Origin of the sequence: Curtobacterium pomorum (assembly GCF_044497295.1) — a bacterium.
In the GTDB taxonomy this organism is placed as follows: Bacteria; Actinomycetota; Actinomycetes; order Actinomycetales; family Microbacteriaceae; genus Curtobacterium.
Map to the genome: position 1 here is coordinate 397,751 of NZ_CP172409.1, position 13,720 is coordinate 411,470.

Annotated in this window: 13 protein-coding genes; 8 read left to right on the plus strand and 5 right to left on the minus strand. The window is 71.4% G+C overall.

Features of this window, described 5'->3' with window-relative positions; translation table 11 throughout:
* The first annotated feature begins 52 nt into the window (after window positions 1-52).
* Together ACGH48_RS02030 and ACGH48_RS02035 are read left to right on the plus strand one after the other, a co-directional pair.
* Entirely contained in the window at window positions 53-2,011 is a 1,959-nt protein-coding gene (locus ACGH48_RS02030; protein WP_396289996.1) for a cytochrome c oxidase assembly protein, read from the plus strand.
* Entirely contained in the window at window positions 2,008-3,339 is a 1,332-nt protein-coding gene (locus ACGH48_RS02035; RefSeq protein WP_123310641.1) for an ATP-dependent RecD-like DNA helicase, read from the plus strand. Before ACGH48_RS02030 ends, ACGH48_RS02035 begins: the two co-directional genes overlap by 4 nt.
* 102 nt (window positions 3,340-3,441) lie before the next feature.
* Here ACGH48_RS02035 and ACGH48_RS02040 read toward each other — a convergent pair whose 3' ends face one another.
* Window positions 3,442-3,978: a DUF4383 domain-containing protein gene (locus tag ACGH48_RS02040; RefSeq protein ID WP_396289997.1), complete on the minus strand. Its 537-nt coding sequence runs from the start codon at window positions 3,976-3,978 to the stop codon at window positions 3,442-3,444.
* Between the two features lie 151 nt (window positions 3,979-4,129).
* Here ACGH48_RS02040 and ACGH48_RS02045 point away from each other — a divergent pair, with 151 nt between their 5' ends.
* The gene (locus ACGH48_RS02045) at window positions 4,130-5,029 is read left to right on the plus strand and encodes a phosphatase PAP2 family protein (protein WP_148061693.1); all 900 of its coding nucleotides are present in this window, start codon (window positions 4,130-4,132) and stop codon (window positions 5,027-5,029) included.
* A gap of 98 nt (window positions 5,030-5,127) precedes the next feature.
* Window positions 5,128-6,267 carry a CE1758 family FMN-dependent luciferase-like monooxygenase gene (locus tag ACGH48_RS02050; RefSeq protein WP_123310633.1) on the plus strand — a complete coding sequence of 380 codons (1,140 nt, stop codon included), beginning with the start codon at window positions 5,128-5,130 and terminating at the stop codon, window positions 6,265-6,267.
* Between the two features lie 215 nt (window positions 6,268-6,482).
* Here the strand turns inward: ACGH48_RS02050 and ACGH48_RS02055 are convergent, their stop codons facing one another.
* Together ACGH48_RS02055 and ACGH48_RS02060 are read right to left on the minus strand one after the other, a co-directional pair.
* Window positions 6,483-6,854: a multidrug efflux SMR transporter gene (locus ACGH48_RS02055; RefSeq protein ID WP_123310631.1), complete on the minus strand. Its 372-nt coding sequence runs from the start codon at window positions 6,852-6,854 to the stop codon at window positions 6,483-6,485.
* A gap of 1 nt (window position 6,855) precedes the next feature.
* The gene (locus ACGH48_RS02060; RefSeq protein WP_123310629.1) at window positions 6,856-7,170 is read right to left on the minus strand and encodes a multidrug efflux SMR transporter; all 315 of its coding nucleotides are present in this window, start codon (window positions 7,168-7,170) and stop codon (window positions 6,856-6,858) included.
* A 97-nt stretch (window positions 7,171-7,267) separates the two neighbouring features.
* Here ACGH48_RS02060 and ACGH48_RS02065 point away from each other — a divergent pair, with 97 nt between their 5' ends.
* From ACGH48_RS02065 to ACGH48_RS02080, 4 genes are all read left to right on the plus strand, one after another.
* Complete coding sequence (locus tag ACGH48_RS02065; protein WP_396289998.1) at window positions 7,268-7,846, plus strand: TetR/AcrR family transcriptional regulator; 579 nt, start codon at window positions 7,268-7,270, stop codon at window positions 7,844-7,846.
* 227 nt (window positions 7,847-8,073) lie between these two features.
* Window positions 8,074-9,093 (plus strand): permease, encoded by a 1,020-nt coding sequence (locus ACGH48_RS02070; RefSeq protein ID WP_123310625.1) that lies wholly within the window; start codon window positions 8,074-8,076, stop codon window positions 9,091-9,093.
* Window positions 9,080-9,907: a TIGR03943 family putative permease subunit gene (locus tag ACGH48_RS02075; protein ID WP_396289999.1), complete on the plus strand. Its 828-nt coding sequence runs from the start codon at window positions 9,080-9,082 to the stop codon at window positions 9,905-9,907. The genes ACGH48_RS02070 and ACGH48_RS02075 overlap by 14 nt, the downstream gene beginning before the upstream one ends.
* The gene (locus ACGH48_RS02080; RefSeq protein WP_396290000.1) at window positions 9,897-11,306 is read left to right on the plus strand and encodes a hypothetical protein; all 1,410 of its coding nucleotides are present in this window, start codon (window positions 9,897-9,899) and stop codon (window positions 11,304-11,306) included. The genes ACGH48_RS02075 and ACGH48_RS02080 overlap by 11 nt, the downstream gene beginning before the upstream one ends.
* 86 nt (window positions 11,307-11,392) lie before the next feature.
* Here the strand turns inward: ACGH48_RS02080 and ACGH48_RS02085 are convergent, their stop codons facing one another.
* A complete protein-coding gene (locus tag ACGH48_RS02085; protein WP_123310619.1) occupies window positions 11,393-12,439 on the minus strand; it encodes an NAD(P)-dependent alcohol dehydrogenase in 1,047 nt (348 codons plus the stop codon).
* 117 nt (window positions 12,440-12,556) lie between these two features.
* On the minus strand, window positions 12,557-13,594 hold the full coding sequence (locus tag ACGH48_RS02090) for a glycerate kinase (RefSeq protein WP_396290001.1): 1,038 nt from the start codon (window positions 13,592-13,594) through the stop codon (window positions 12,557-12,559).
* Between the last annotated feature and the right edge of the window lie 126 nt (window positions 13,595-13,720).

Consider the following 13,720-nt stretch of genomic DNA (forward strand, 5'->3'; position numbering starts at 1 on the left):
AGGTCGGCTCGGCCGGTTCTGCGGCCGGGTGGGCACCGCCTAGGCTTGACGGGTGAATCGGATCGCGCGCATCGCCGGTCCCGCCGTGCTCCTGCTCGTCGGGTTCGTGGCGCTGCTCACGGCACTCGTCATCGGCGGTGGTGCGAACGCAGCGCTGATCGCCGACCCCGGCCCCCTGGTCCGTTTCGGGCTGCCGATCTCCCGGCTGGTCGTGGACCTGTCCGCCGCCGCGACGATCGGCGGTCTGGCGCTCGCCACCGTCGGGCTCTCGCGGTCCGGCCCCGAGTGGAACCGCGCCATCGACGTCGCGGCCGCCGCCAGCGGCATCTGGACGGTGTCGTCCGCGGTCACCACCTTCTTCACCTTCCTGAGCGTCGCCGGCTCGAAGATCAGCATCGACGAGCAGTTCGGCCAGTCGATGGGCGTGTTCCTGACGGGCACGGACCTCGGCCTCGCCTGGCTCGTCACGGTGCTCGTCGCCGCCGCGGTGACGGTGCTCTGCTTCGCCGTGCGCTCGCGGGGGATGGTCGCCCTGACCGCCGGCGTCTCGATGATCGGCCTCATCCCGCTCGCGCAGCAGGGCCACGCCGCCGGTACCGCCAGCCACGACGCCGCGGTCACCGCGCTCGGGCTGCACCTGGTCGGTGCCGCGCTCTGGGTCGGTGGATTGACCATGCTCGTGCTCCTGCGCGGCGTGCTGCCCGGTGACCGTCTGGCCGTGGTCGTCGCGCGGTACTCGAGCATCGCGCTCGGGTGCTTCGTGCTCGTGGCGGTGTCGGGTGTCGCCTCGGCCCAGATCCGTGTCGGCGCCCTGTCGAACCTGTTCACGCCGTACGGCACCCTCGTGCTGGTGAAGATCGGCGCCATCGTGGCCATCGGGGTCCTCGGTGCCGTGCAGCGTCGGCGTGCGATCCGCTCCCTGGCCGAGGCCCCGGCACGGCACCGCCCGTTCTGGACCCTGATCGTGGTCGAACTCGCCGTGATGGGCGTCGCGTCCGGCTTCGCCGCGGCGCTCGGACGCACGGCGACCCCGGTCGACCAGATCGCGCTGAGCAAGACGACCGACCCGAGCCCGGCCGAGCTGCTCACCGACGACCTGCTGCCGCACGCGCCCGGGGCCTGGGGTTGGCTGACGCAGTGGAACATCGACCTGTTCTGGCTGATGGCCGCCGTGCTGCTCGCCGCGACCTACGTCGCCGGCGTCGTCCGCCTGCGCCGTGCCGGGATCCCCTGGCCGGTGCGCCGTTCGGTCGCGGCGGCCCTGGCGATCGTGTCGCTCGTCGTCGCGACGTCCGGTTCGCTGCACCAGTACGACCGGTTCCTGGTGTCGGCGAACGTCGGCGCGCACGTGCTGCTCGGACTCGTGGTGCCAGCGTTGGTGTGGGCGGCGGCTCCGGTCGTGCTCATCCGGGCCGCGGTGCACCCGCGCGACGACGACAGCACCGGGGTGCGCGAGTGGACCGGTGTGCTGGTCGACAACGCCGCGGTCCGCTACCTGGTGCAGCCCTTCCCCGCGTTCCTGCTCGCCGCAGCGGTGTGGTGGGCGTACTTCGCCACCGACGCCGTCCGGTGGTCGGTGAGCGACTCCACGGGACGCACCGTCATCGACGTGGGCTTCCTGCTCGTCGGGCTCCTCGCGATGCCGACGCTGTTCACCCCCGTCGCGGCGGGCCGGACTCACCCGACCCGGGGGGCTGCGGTCATCCGGATCGTCGGCGCCGTGGTCGTCGCGGCAGGGGCGGTGTCACTCGGCATCGCGATGCGCGGGCCGCTCGGGCTGCTGCAGGCCTCGTGGTTCGGCGCGATGGGACGCACGTGGGGGCCCGACCCGCTCGTCGACCAGGCCCGCGGCGGGCTCGTGCTCGTGGCCGCCGGCGTGCTGCTCCTGGTGGCGGTCGTCGTCGTGGTGCTCGCGCAGCTGCGGCGTGCCGGAACGTCGGGTCGCACGCCCGCGGCGGACGCTCGCACGGCCGCGGCGGACACGCGCGCCCTCGAGCAGGACGCACGATGAGCATTGAACTCAGCGACGAGCAGCGGGCCGTCTTCGAGTACATCGAGCACACCCGCGACCACGTCTTCATCACCGGTCGGGCGGGGACGGGCAAGTCCACCCTGCTCAACCACCTGTCGTGGAACACCGAGAAGCAGGTCGTGATCTGCGCACCGACCGGGGTCGCGGCCCTGAACGTCGGCGGTCAGACGATCCACTCCTTGTTCCGCTTGCCGATCGGCCTGATCGCCGACGCCGAGCTGCGCCAGGGGCCGGACACCCGGAAGCTCCTGAACACCATCGACACCCTGGTCATCGACGAGGTCTCCATGGTGAACGCCGACCTGCTCGACGGGATGGACCGCTCGCTGCGGAAGGCCCGTGGCCGGCAGTTCGAGGCGTTCGGCGGCGTGCAGGTCGTGATGTTCGGTGACCCGTACCAGTTGCCGCCGGTGCCGGGCGGCGCCGACGAGCGCGCGTACTTCACCGACCACTACCGGTCGATGTGGTTCTTCGACGCCAAGGTGTGGCTCGAGGCGAAGCTGAACATCATCGAGCTCGCCACCGTGCACCGCCAGCGCGACGACGCGTTCGCCGCCATGCTCACGGCGGTGCGGCACGGCCGGGTCACCGCCGAGATCGCGGACCAGTTGAACACCGCGGGCGCGCGGCCCTCGCCCGACGACGCCATCACCCTCGCCACCCGGAACGACACCGTCGCGCGCATCAACAAGGCGGCGCTCGATCGGTTGCCCGGCAAGGTCAAGACCGCGAAGGCCGACGTCAACGGCGACTTCGGCGGGCGGAACTTCCCGGCCGACGAAGCACTCGAGCTGAAGCCCGGCGCGCACGTGATGTTCCTGCGCAACGACGCCGACCAGCGGTGGGTGAACGGCACGCTCGGCATCGTCACGGCGATCCGCGACACGGTGTGGGTCGACGTGGACGGGGAGTCGTTCGAGGTCCAGCCGTCGGTCTGGGAGAAGTTCAAGTACTCCTACGACGCCGACAAGAAGGAACTCAAGAAGGACACCGTCGGCGAGTTCCAGCAGTTCCCGTTGCGGCTCGCCTGGGCGGTCACGATCCACAAGTCCCAGGGCAGCACCTACGACCGAGCGGTGGTCGACCTGGGCAACCGGGTGTTCAGCGCCGGACAGACGTACGTCGCGCTGTCACGGCTGACCTCGCTCGAGGGGCTGTACCTGACCCGGCCGCTGCGGCCGCAGGACATCATCGTCGACACGGACGTCCGACGCTTCATGTCCGAGGCGCCACGCATCGTCGCAACGGCACTCGAAGCCCCGAAGCCGGAGCCCGCGTCGGACCCCGACTCCGACGACGACGCCTGACACACCCGCGCACTGCACCCGCGCACTGCACCCACGCTCCGCGCACACGACGACGCCCGCCTGCCGGAGCGGCAGACGGGCGTCGGGGAGCGGGTCGGTGCGTCAGGCGCGAGCCGCCGCACGCAGCGCGCGGAGGTTCTCCTTGTCGGCGCCGAACGCCGTCAGCAGCAGGACGACCCCGACGATCGCGTGGAACACGTTGTCGGTGGTGTTCAGCGCGAAGATGTTCGCCGAGGTGTTCACGAACACGAAGCCGTAGACCGCCAGCACGACGAGCACGGCACCGACGAGCAGGTTGCCGTTCCGTGAACCGATGGTGTTGCCGAGGCCGGTGATGAGGAGGACGGCGGCGAGCAGCACCCAGATGAGGGCGAGCGGCGGGTTCACCCCGAAGGCGTTCCACAGCATCCCACCCTGGCGGCTGAAGAAGCCCGGGTCGCCGTCGGCGGCGAAGAAGAAGCCCAGGATGCCCCAGAGTGCGAGGACGCCACCGACCGTGAGCGCGAGCCCGCGGTTCGGTGAGGCGGTGATGCCCGGTTCCTTGATGGCCACTTCGGTCTCCTCCTCGTACACTGCCGACGCGACGTGCGTCAGTCCGGCGGTGCCCGCCGGACTGCGCGGCGTGGCACTGATGGGCACGGCGCGGGATCCGCGGGCGACGGCCGCACGGTTCCCAGCCTCCGGCCGGTGTGCCAACGGTATCGTGTCCGACCCCGACCGTCCGAATCGCAGCGCCGCCACCAGGCGTGCGACGAGACCGACGACGACCACTCCGAGGAGGACCAGCCCGGTGACCTTGACACCCGAGCGCAATGCACCGGAGTCGCGTGGACCGAGCGTCTCGCGGCGGTTGCGGTGGGGTGTGCTGGCGGCTCTGGGGTTCGTGATCGTGCCTTCCGTCTACGCGGCCGCGGTGCTGACGCCGGTGGGGCAGCGCATGGAGGACGCCGCGCTCGGCGGGGTCCGGGAGTCCGACCTGTTCAGCTCGGACACTGCGCTCAACGTCATCTCGGTGCCGGTGATCCTGTTGCTCGTTGTCGTGATCGTCGCGGTGGCGTTCGCCAGGCGACGGCTCTCGGTGGGGCTCGGCGCGGGTGCAGTGGTGCTCGCGTCGGCGGCCACCTCGACGCTCGTCAAGCGTATCGCCGAGCGCCCGGAGATCGCCCAGTCGACGACGCCGAACTCGTTCCCCTCGGGGCACGCGACGATCGCGCTCGCCGCGCTGTTCGCCGTGCTGATGGTCACGCCCCGTCGCTTCCGGCCGATCGTCACCTTGCTCGGGGCGGTCTACGCGGTCTTCGTGGCCAACCAGACGGTCGTGTACGGCTGGCACCGGGTGAGCGACATCATCGGCGCGTGCGCGATCGCGATGTTCTGGCTCGGCGTCGTCCGGGCGTTCGGGCCGAGGGTCGACCGGGGGCTGCGCGGTGACCGGGACGGCCGTCGGGGGCCACGCCGGGTGGTCAGTGTCGTCCTGCTCGTCGCGACCGGGGTCACGCTGGCCGTCGGTGTCGCGGCGCTCGTCGTCGGCCTGACCGGGGACGGGGCCCACGACCGTGCCGCGATCCTGATGGCCGGACGCCTGGCCTCGAGCGCGAGCGTCCTGGCGGTGGTGACCGCGGTGTGGTTCCTCGACGGCATGCACCACGCGGCCCGGACGGACCCGGCCGCACTGCCCGACGCCCGCTGACGCGACCGGTCCACACCTGGCGGGAATGTGCCGGCGTGCGCTACGTTGTACCCAGCAAGTCGATGCAAACGCATCGATATCGCGAAAGGCGGCGCATCATGCAGTTCGGCATCTTCACGGTCAGTGACGTCACGACCGATCCCACGACCGGCACCACGCCGGACGACACCCAGCGCGTCCGTGACATCCTCACCATCGCGCAGCACGCCGACCAGGCCGGACTCGACGTCTTCGCCACCGGTGAGCACCACAATCCGCCGTTCGTCGCCTCGTCGCCGACCACCCTGCTGGCCTACCTCGCGGCGAAGACGAAGGACATCACGCTCTCGACGAGCACCACACTCATCACCACGAACGACCCGGTGCGCATCGCCGAGGAGTACGCGATGCTCCAGGTGATCTCCGACGGCCGCATGGACCTCATGATGGGTCGCGGCAACACCGGACCCGTGTACCCGTGGTTCGGGCAGGACATCCGCCAGGGCGTCAACCTGGCGATCGAGAACTACGCGCTCGTCCGCCAGCTCTGGGAGAACGACGTCGTCAACTGGCAGGGCAAGTTCCGTACGCCGCTGCAGGGCTTCACGTCGACGCCGCGCCCCCTCGACGGCGTGCCCCCGTTCGTCTGGCACGGCTCGATCCGCACGCCCGAGATCGCGGAGCAGGCCGCCTACTACGGTGACGGCTTCTTCCACAACAACATCTTCTGGCCGATCCAGCACACCGAGCAGATGGTCGGGCTGTACCGCCAGCGCTTCGAGCACTACGGTCACGGCCGCGCCGACCAGGCGATCGTCGGTCTGGGCGGGCAGTTCTTCGCCCGGAAGAACTCGCAGGACGCGGTCGACGAGTTCCGGCCCTACTTCGACAACGCCCCGGTCTACGGCCACGGTCCCTCGATGGAGGACTTCGCCGCCCAGACCCCGCTCACGGTCGGTTCGCCGCAGCAGGTCATCGACCGGTACGCCGCGATGAAGGACCACGTCGGCCACTACCAGCGACAGCTGTTCCTGGTCGACCACGCGGGGCTGCCGCTCAAGACGGTGCTCGAGCAGATCGACATCCTGGCGACGGACATCGTGCCCGAACTCCGCAAGCTGAACGACGAGGGTCGTCCGGCCGACGTGCCGTCGAACCCGCCGAGCCACACGGAACGCGCCGCCGCGGCGCTCGCCGCCGGCACGGTCGGCAGCGACCACGTCGCCGCCGAGGACGAGTGGACGGGCGCGTCCGTCTGATCGTCACGTGACCACCTGACGGACGGGAGGTGGGCCCCATCCGCCGGTTCCGGCGTGACGCGCCAGCGGCACGACGGCCGTGCCGGGAGGGACGGTGCCAGCTGGCACCGGGCCTCCCGTCCGTCTCGGCGCGCGCCCAGTGCGCTGCGTCGCGAACGCGCAGTCCTGCGGATGGCGCTGCCGTCACCTTCGCAAGAGCGACAGTTGCCCGCCGATCATCCGCGGAGATCTGTCGCTTTCGCGGGAGGAGCGGCGGGCTCCGCGACCGGACGCGCGGGGACGAGCTTCAGGCCGACGACGCAGCCGACGATCCCGGCGATGAACAGCACGCGCAGCACCGTGACGGGCTCGGCGCCGGTCGCCATGCCCCACAGGACGGTCAGGGCTGCACCGGTGCCGGTCCACACCGCGTACGCCGTGCTGATCGGGATGTGCTTGAGGACGTAGCCGAACGCGACGAGGCTGATCACGATCGTGACCGCGAACACGAGCGTGGGGCCGGGGCGCGTGAAGCCGTCGCTCTCGCCGAGGGCGGTCGCCCACACGGTCTCGAGTGCGGCGCTCACGAACAGGACGATCCAGGCCACCTCAGCTCACCACCTTGAGGCCGACGACGCAGGCGACCAGGCCGAACACCAGGCCGAGGCGGGCGAGCGACGCCGATTCCTGCCGGCGCAGGATCGACACGACGACCGTGAGCGAGGCGCCGATGCCCACCCAGACGGCGTAGGCGGTGCCGACCGGGATCGACTTCATCGCAAACGCCAGGCCGACCATGCTGAGGGCCATGCCGGCGACGAACACGATCGTCGGGACGACCTTCTTGAATCCGTTCGACGCGCTCAGCGCGGTGGCCCAGACGGCCTCGAGCACGCCGCTCAGCACGAGGATGACCCATGCCATGACGATGTTCCCTTCGTTCCGATCGAGTACTCGCACGACTGTGCGACAACCATGCCGACGCTAGCACGAGTTCGTACGACTGTGCGAGTATGGCGTCGTGGCCAGGAGCATGGACGTGGAGCAGCGGCGTCGGACCGTGTCCGAGGCGGCGTGCCGGGTGCTCGCCCGCGACGGACTGGGGGCGCTGAGCGTCCGGAACGTGGCGGCAGAGGCGGGGCTGCCGCCGAGCACCGTCCGCTACACCTTCCCGACCCAGGCGAGCGTCCGGTCCCACGCGCTCGAGCTCGTGTTCGACGCGACCGCAGCCCGGATCGACGCCGTGCCCACGGACATGGAGGGGACGGCCTACGCGCACGCGGTGCTGCTCGAGCTGCTGCCCCTCGACGAGGAACGACGCATCGAGCTCGACGTCTACCTGGGCCTCGGCACCGCGGCGCTGACCGACGCCGAACTCCGGCCGTTCCACGACCGGGTCGTCGACGAGATGCGCGAGTGGTGCGGGCGGATCCTGCGGGCGCTCGGAGTGCCGGACGCCGACGCCGCCTACGAGACCCGCCGCCTGCACGCCCTGGTGGACGGGCTCGCGATGCACATCGTGCGGCTCGACCCAGGGGGTGACGCCTCGTGGGCGATCGACACCCTCGACCGGCACGTGGCGGGCATCGCCCGGGGCTGACCGCGGCCCTCGCACGGTGCCGGGTTCGCGGGCCGGTGCGGTGTTGTTGCTGGCGGTGGAGCACGTGCACGGTGCCGGGTTCGCGAACCCGTGCGTCGTTGGTTGCTCCGTGCGGCGCTTCAGGCCTGCACCGAGCGAGCAACCCTGCACGGGGTGAACGAACTCGCACGGTGCGCAGGCGGCCGCGCACGGACCGCCACGCAGCACGCGTCGCCTATCCTTTCCGGGTGACGACGACCACGCCGCCGCAGCAGCGCTCCCGCTCCCGTTCCCTGACGGGCCCGGGCCTCGTGCTGCTCACCGTCGTCGTGCTCCTGGGGATCCGGCTGCTGTCCCCGAGCATCGGGACCGCCGGGCTGCCGGACGTCGTGCAGGACTTCCTGACGCTGGCGATCAGCGTCGTCGTCGAGTCGCTGCCGTTCGTGGTGCTCGGCATCGTGCTGTCGATCGTCGTCGAGGTCTGGGTGCCGGTCGGCGCGCTCGAGAAGGTCCTGCCGCAGAACGCCTTCGGCCGCCGCGCCGTGATCTCCCTGATCGGCATGCTCTTCCCGGTGTGCGAGTGCGGCAACGTGCCCCTCGCCCGCGGCCTGATGATGCGCGGGTTCACCCCCGCCGAGGCAGTGACGTTCCTGGTCGCCGCCCCGATCCTCAACCCGCTCGTCATCATCAGCACCGCGCAGGCGTTCGGCTGGTCCGGCTGGATCCTGCCGGTCCGGATCGTCGGCGGGTTCGTGATCGCGAACCTGGTCGGCTGGATCGTCGCCGCGCACCGCCGTCCGGCCGACCTGCTGCTCCCCGCCTTCGAGGCCCGGTGCCGCGCGGCCGTCGGAGCACCCCGGGGTGTGCACCGCTGGCGACAGAGCGCCGCACAGTTCGGCGGCGAGACGGCGACGATGATGCCGGCGCTGTTCGTCGGTGCCGGCCTGGCCGCCGCGATCCAGGTCGCCGTGCCCCGCTCGACCCTGGTCGCGATCGGCTCGAACCCGGTGCTGTCCGTCGCGGCGATGATGCTGCTGGCGATGACGGTGTCGCTCTGCTCGAACGTCGACGCCTTCTTCGCGCTGTCGTTCGCCTCGACGTTCCTGCCCGGGTCGATCACGGCCTTCCTGATCATCGGGCCGATCATCGACGTGAAGATGATCGCGCTGCTGCGCACGACGTTCCGGGTCCGGTTCCTGGTGCTGCTCGCCGTCGTGTGCGTCCTGTTCGCCGGCGCCGTGGGATTGGTGATGAATGTCCTCGTCTGATGCACGCGGCAACGCGCCCGCGTACCTGGGTCTCGGGTCGGTGCTGGCCGTGGCGCTCTGCACGCTGTGGCTGGCACTGGTCGGGCACCTCGACCTGTACATCAACCCGCGCTACTCGGTGTTCACGATCGTCCTCGCCGCCGTCGGGGTCCCCGCGTCGATCGCCGGCCTGGTCGTCATCGCCCGGGGGCACGGCCACACGCACGGCGACGACGCCGACGAGCACGAACACGAACACGAACTCGGTGGGCGACCGGGAGGCGCGGGTCGCCGCACGCGCATCGTGCTCGGCGGGGCAGCCGCGATCGTCACGATCGGCGTCACCGTCGCGATGCTCGTCCTGCCCCCGACGACGCTCTCCGCCCGCACCGCGCAGCAGCGGAGCGTCGACTCGGCCACCCTGTCGAACGCCACGGGCTCCGAGGCAGCGGTGTCCCTGCTCGGCAGCGAGGGCGTCGACACCTCGCAGTACGGCGTCAAGGACTGGGCGGCGCTCATCCGGCAGACCACCGACACCACTGCGCTCGTCGGCAAGCAGGTGCGGCTGTCCGGCTTCGTGGTCCCCGGCCAGGACGACTCGTTCACGCTCACCCGGTTCGTGATCAGCTGCTGCGCCGTCGATGCCCAGCCCGTCGGTCTCGGTGTCGTGACGGACGCCGGCGACCGTCCCGACGCGGTGCCCGACGAGGGACAGTGGGTCACGGTGACCGGCGCCCTTGCAGCCAACCCGGACCAGTCCGCCGACGCCCGCATCGTCATCAAGGCCGCGAAGGTCACCGAGATCGCGCAGCCGAAGGACCCGTATGAGTACTGAGGGGCGCCGTGGTCGCCGCCCGGTCGCGCACCGGTTCCACCGCCGGTACCTCGCCGTCGTGGTGGTCCTGGCCGTGGTGGCGGCGCTCGCGGCCGTCGTCGGGTCGCAGCAGGGGCCGCGCCTGCGTGACGTGTCGTACGACGCCAGCGGCCTGGTGTCCCGACCGGCGCAGCGGGTGATCCTGACGGCGAACCAGGCCCTGCAGCAGGTGTCCGCCGACGACGTCCGGGTCAGCCCGGCAGCGGCCCACACGGTGACCTCGAGCGGTAACACGATCGCGGTCGAGTTCGCCGGACCCCTGGCCTACGACCGCGACTACACCGTGACGGTCGCGAACGTCCGGGCGCCGGGGCAGCGCGCCACGTCGGACCTCACCGCGGCGATCCGCACCGGCAGCACCGACGTCCTCGCCCTCGTCCCCGGGCCGGCCGGGGCGAAGGACCGCATCGTCCGGCGGTCCCTCGACGCAGGCGGTGCGACCACGGTCTACGAGGGCACGGCGATCAGCGAGTACGCCCGGCTCGGCCGCTCCCTGGTGGTCGTGAGCGGCACGGACGCCAGTTCGTCCGTCGACGTCGTGGCGCTGAGCGGCGGGGTGCAGGACGACGACGCCCCCGTCGAGCACCTCACCCTGCCGTCGTCGCAGGGTCGGGTCACCGCGCTGCACGTCGCCGACGACGGCGCGTCGTTCGGGTTCGAGTACGCCGACACCTCGACCGGGCAGTCCCGGAACACCGGCCTGTACGTGGTCGACATGACGGGCACGCACCTGCCCACCGCGATCGCCGCGAACGGCAAACCGAAGACCGGTGCCGTGCCGATGACGGTCGGGCAGTGGGCCTACGTCCCGCGCACCGAGAGTGCCCTGGTCCGGACGGGCAGCGACGACCTGGTGCTCGTCGACATGAGCGGCCGCGCCGATCCGGTCCGGCTCGGCAGTGCCACGTACCTGCACGGGTTCGTCGGCACCGGCACCACGGCCGTGGTCGAGACCGGCACCGGCATCGAGCGGCTCGACCTGACCGACGGTGCGAAGACGGCGCTGCGGGCCCCTGCCGCCAGCACCGATGCGGCGGTCCTCGGCCGCATCGCTCCGCTGACGGACGACACGTACCTGCGGGTGCTGGGGGACGTGCGGTCGGACGGGACCGTCTCGGCTCGGATCGTCCGTGTGGACGGGGGACGGGCCTCCCGGCTGCCGGTGAGCATCCCCGACGACGCGAGCGTCACCGCGGTCTGCCCGTCGCCGAACGGCCAGTTCGCCGCGGTCGCGACGAAGTCGGCGACCGACGAGCTCGTGAGCATCGTCGACGCGACCTCCGGCGCGCTCGAGGCGAGCATCGACGCCGGCTCGGTCGACTGGTGCGGTGCCCTGCCGTCGGGCGACGAGGTCGGCTGACGGTCCGACGGACAGGCGGACAGGCGGACGGACAGGAGGCCCGGTACCAGCTGGTACCGGGCCTCCCGTGTGTCAATTAGTGACGACTACGCCAGCGTGGCGGCGTCGATCACGAAGCGGTAGCGGACGTCCGAGGACAGGACGCGCTCGTAGGCCTCGTTGATCTGGTCGGCGCTGATGAGCTCGGTCTCCGGCAGGATGTCGTGCTCGGCGCAGAAGTCGAGCATCTCCTGGGTCTCCTGGATGCCGCCGATGGCGGAACCGGCCCAGCTGAGCCGACGCGGGATGAGCGCGAAGGCCGGGACCTCGAGCGGCTCGGACGGTGCACCGACGTTGACGAGCGTGCCGTCGACCTTGAGCAGGCCGAGGTACGAACCCATCGGGATCTTCGCCGAGACGGTGTTGATGATGAGCTCGAAGGAGTTCGCGAGCTTCTCGAACGTCTCCGGGTCCTTCGTCGCGTAGTGGGCCTTCGCGCCGTAGCGGAGCGAGTCCTCCTGCTTCGAGGTGGTCTGCGACAGGACGGTGACCTCGGCGCCGAGCGCGACGGCGATCTTGACGGCCATGTGGCCGAGCCCGCCCATGCCGACGACGGCGACCTTCGTGCCGGGGCCGGCCTTCCAGTGGTGCAGCGGGGAGTAGGTGGTGATGCCGGCGCAGAGCAGCGGCGCGACCTTCTCGATGTCGAGCGACTCGGGGACGCGGAGCACGAAGTCCTCGTTCACGACGACGGCCTGCGAGTAGCCGCCCTGGGTGATCGAGCCGTCGGCGGGGTCGACGCTGGCGTAGGTGCCGATGTTGCCCTTGAGGCAGTACTGCTCCTGGCCGGCGACGCAGTTCTCGCACTCGCCGCACGAGTTCACCATGCAGCCGACGCCGACGCGGTCGCCGACCTGGTGCTTGGTGACGTTCTCGCCGACTGCGGTGACGTGGCCGACGATCTCGTGGCCGACGACCTGCGGGTACTGGATGGGGCCCCACTCACCGCGGACGGTGTGGATGTCCGAGTGGCAGATGCCGGCGTAGGCGATGTCGATCGCGACGTCGTCCGGGCCGACGTCCCGACGGGTGATGGTGGTCTTGACGAGCGGCTCGGTCGCTGACGGTGCCGCGTACGCGTTGACGGTGCGCAATGATCTCCTCGTGGGGGTGGTTCGTTGCGGGCCGGTTCCGGCCCGGAACCAGTCTGATGGAGCGCGCCACGGCGTGGGAGGTTCCGATGGGGCTCCCCAGAGCGGGAATCGGGGTGCTCAGGCCAACCGTGCGAGCCGCTGGCCCGCGATGGCGGCGAAGCGCAGCGGATCGGCGAGGGCGTCGTCCGGTTCGCCGGTGGTCTGCGTCGCGAGCACGGTGAGCGAGGCAGCGGCGGCGTAGTCGTCGAGCGACGCCTCGATCGCGCCGGCGACGAGCATCGACCGGGCCCCGGGTGCGTGCGTCGCCGTGAGCGACCGCACCACCGACGGGACCTTGCCGGCGGCGGACTGGCCGTCGTACCGGCCCTCGCCGCTGATCACGACGTCGGCGCCGTCGAGTCGGTCGGCCAGCCCGAGCACCTCGGCGACACCGTCCGCGCCGCGGGCCAGGGTCGCACCCCAGACGAGCAGGCCGAAGCCGACGCCACCCGCGGCGCCGGCGCCCGGGGTCGCGGGGTCCACCGAAGGGAAGCGCGCGGCCCAGGCGGCCAGCTGCTCGTCGAACGCGGCGACGCGCGAGGGCGCGATCCCCTTCTGCGGCCCGAAGACCGCGGCGGCGCCGGTCGGGCCGAGCAGGGGCGACGTCACGTCGGTCAGCACGGTCACGCCGAGCGGCGGCAGGGCACGCAGCGAGCCGCGGTCGCCGTCGAACCCGAGCGCCTCGAGCACGGGCCGTCCGCCGTCGGTCGAGGCGCTGCCGCCTATGCCGAGCACGAGCCCCGTGGCGCCGGCGTCGAGCGCGGCGGCGATCGCCTCGCCGAACCCCCGGCTCGTGGCGGTGTCCGGCAGCAGTTCGGTGAGCAGGGGGAGCCCGCTCGTCGCCGCGAGCTCGACCACCGCGCGGCCGTCGGGCAGCCGCAGCCAGTGGGTGTCGACGGGTTCGCCAGCTGGCCCCGTGACCGTGACGGGCACGCGGACCGCGCCGGGGACCGCGGTCGCGAAGGCGTCGAGGGTGCCCTCGCCGCCGTCGGCCATCGGCACGAGCACGACGTCGTCGTCGGGTCGCTCGGACAGCCAGCCGTCGCGGACTGCCTGGGCGACGGACGCCGCGGTCGCGGTGCCCTTGAACGAGTCCGGAGCCACCACGATGCGCACGAGGACCACCGTAGCGGGCGCCGAGTGACACCCCACACGTGCTGGACACGGCAGGTAAGGGTGTCCTAAGTTAACAGTTAGGTGAGGCTCACCTAACTTCACGAACCAGCACTCGGGATCATCTCC

Coding starts and splice junctions, on each gene's coding strand:
- ACGH48_RS02035 (WP_123310641.1), top strand. CDS start 2,008: ATGAGCATTGAACTCAGCGACGAGCAGCGGGCCGTCTTCGAGTACATC.
- ACGH48_RS02050 (WP_123310633.1), top strand. CDS start 5,128: ATGCAGTTCGGCATCTTCACGGTCAGTGACGTCACGACCGATCCCACG.
- ACGH48_RS02060 (WP_123310629.1), bottom strand. CDS start 7,170: ATGGCATGGGTCATCCTCGTGCTGAGCGGCGTGCTCGAGGCCGTCTGG.
- ACGH48_RS02075 (WP_396289999.1), top strand. CDS start 9,080: ATGTCCTCGTCTGATGCACGCGGCAACGCGCCCGCGTACCTGGGTCTC.
- ACGH48_RS02080 (WP_396290000.1), top strand. CDS start 9,897: ATGAGTACTGAGGGGCGCCGTGGTCGCCGCCCGGTCGCGCACCGGTTC.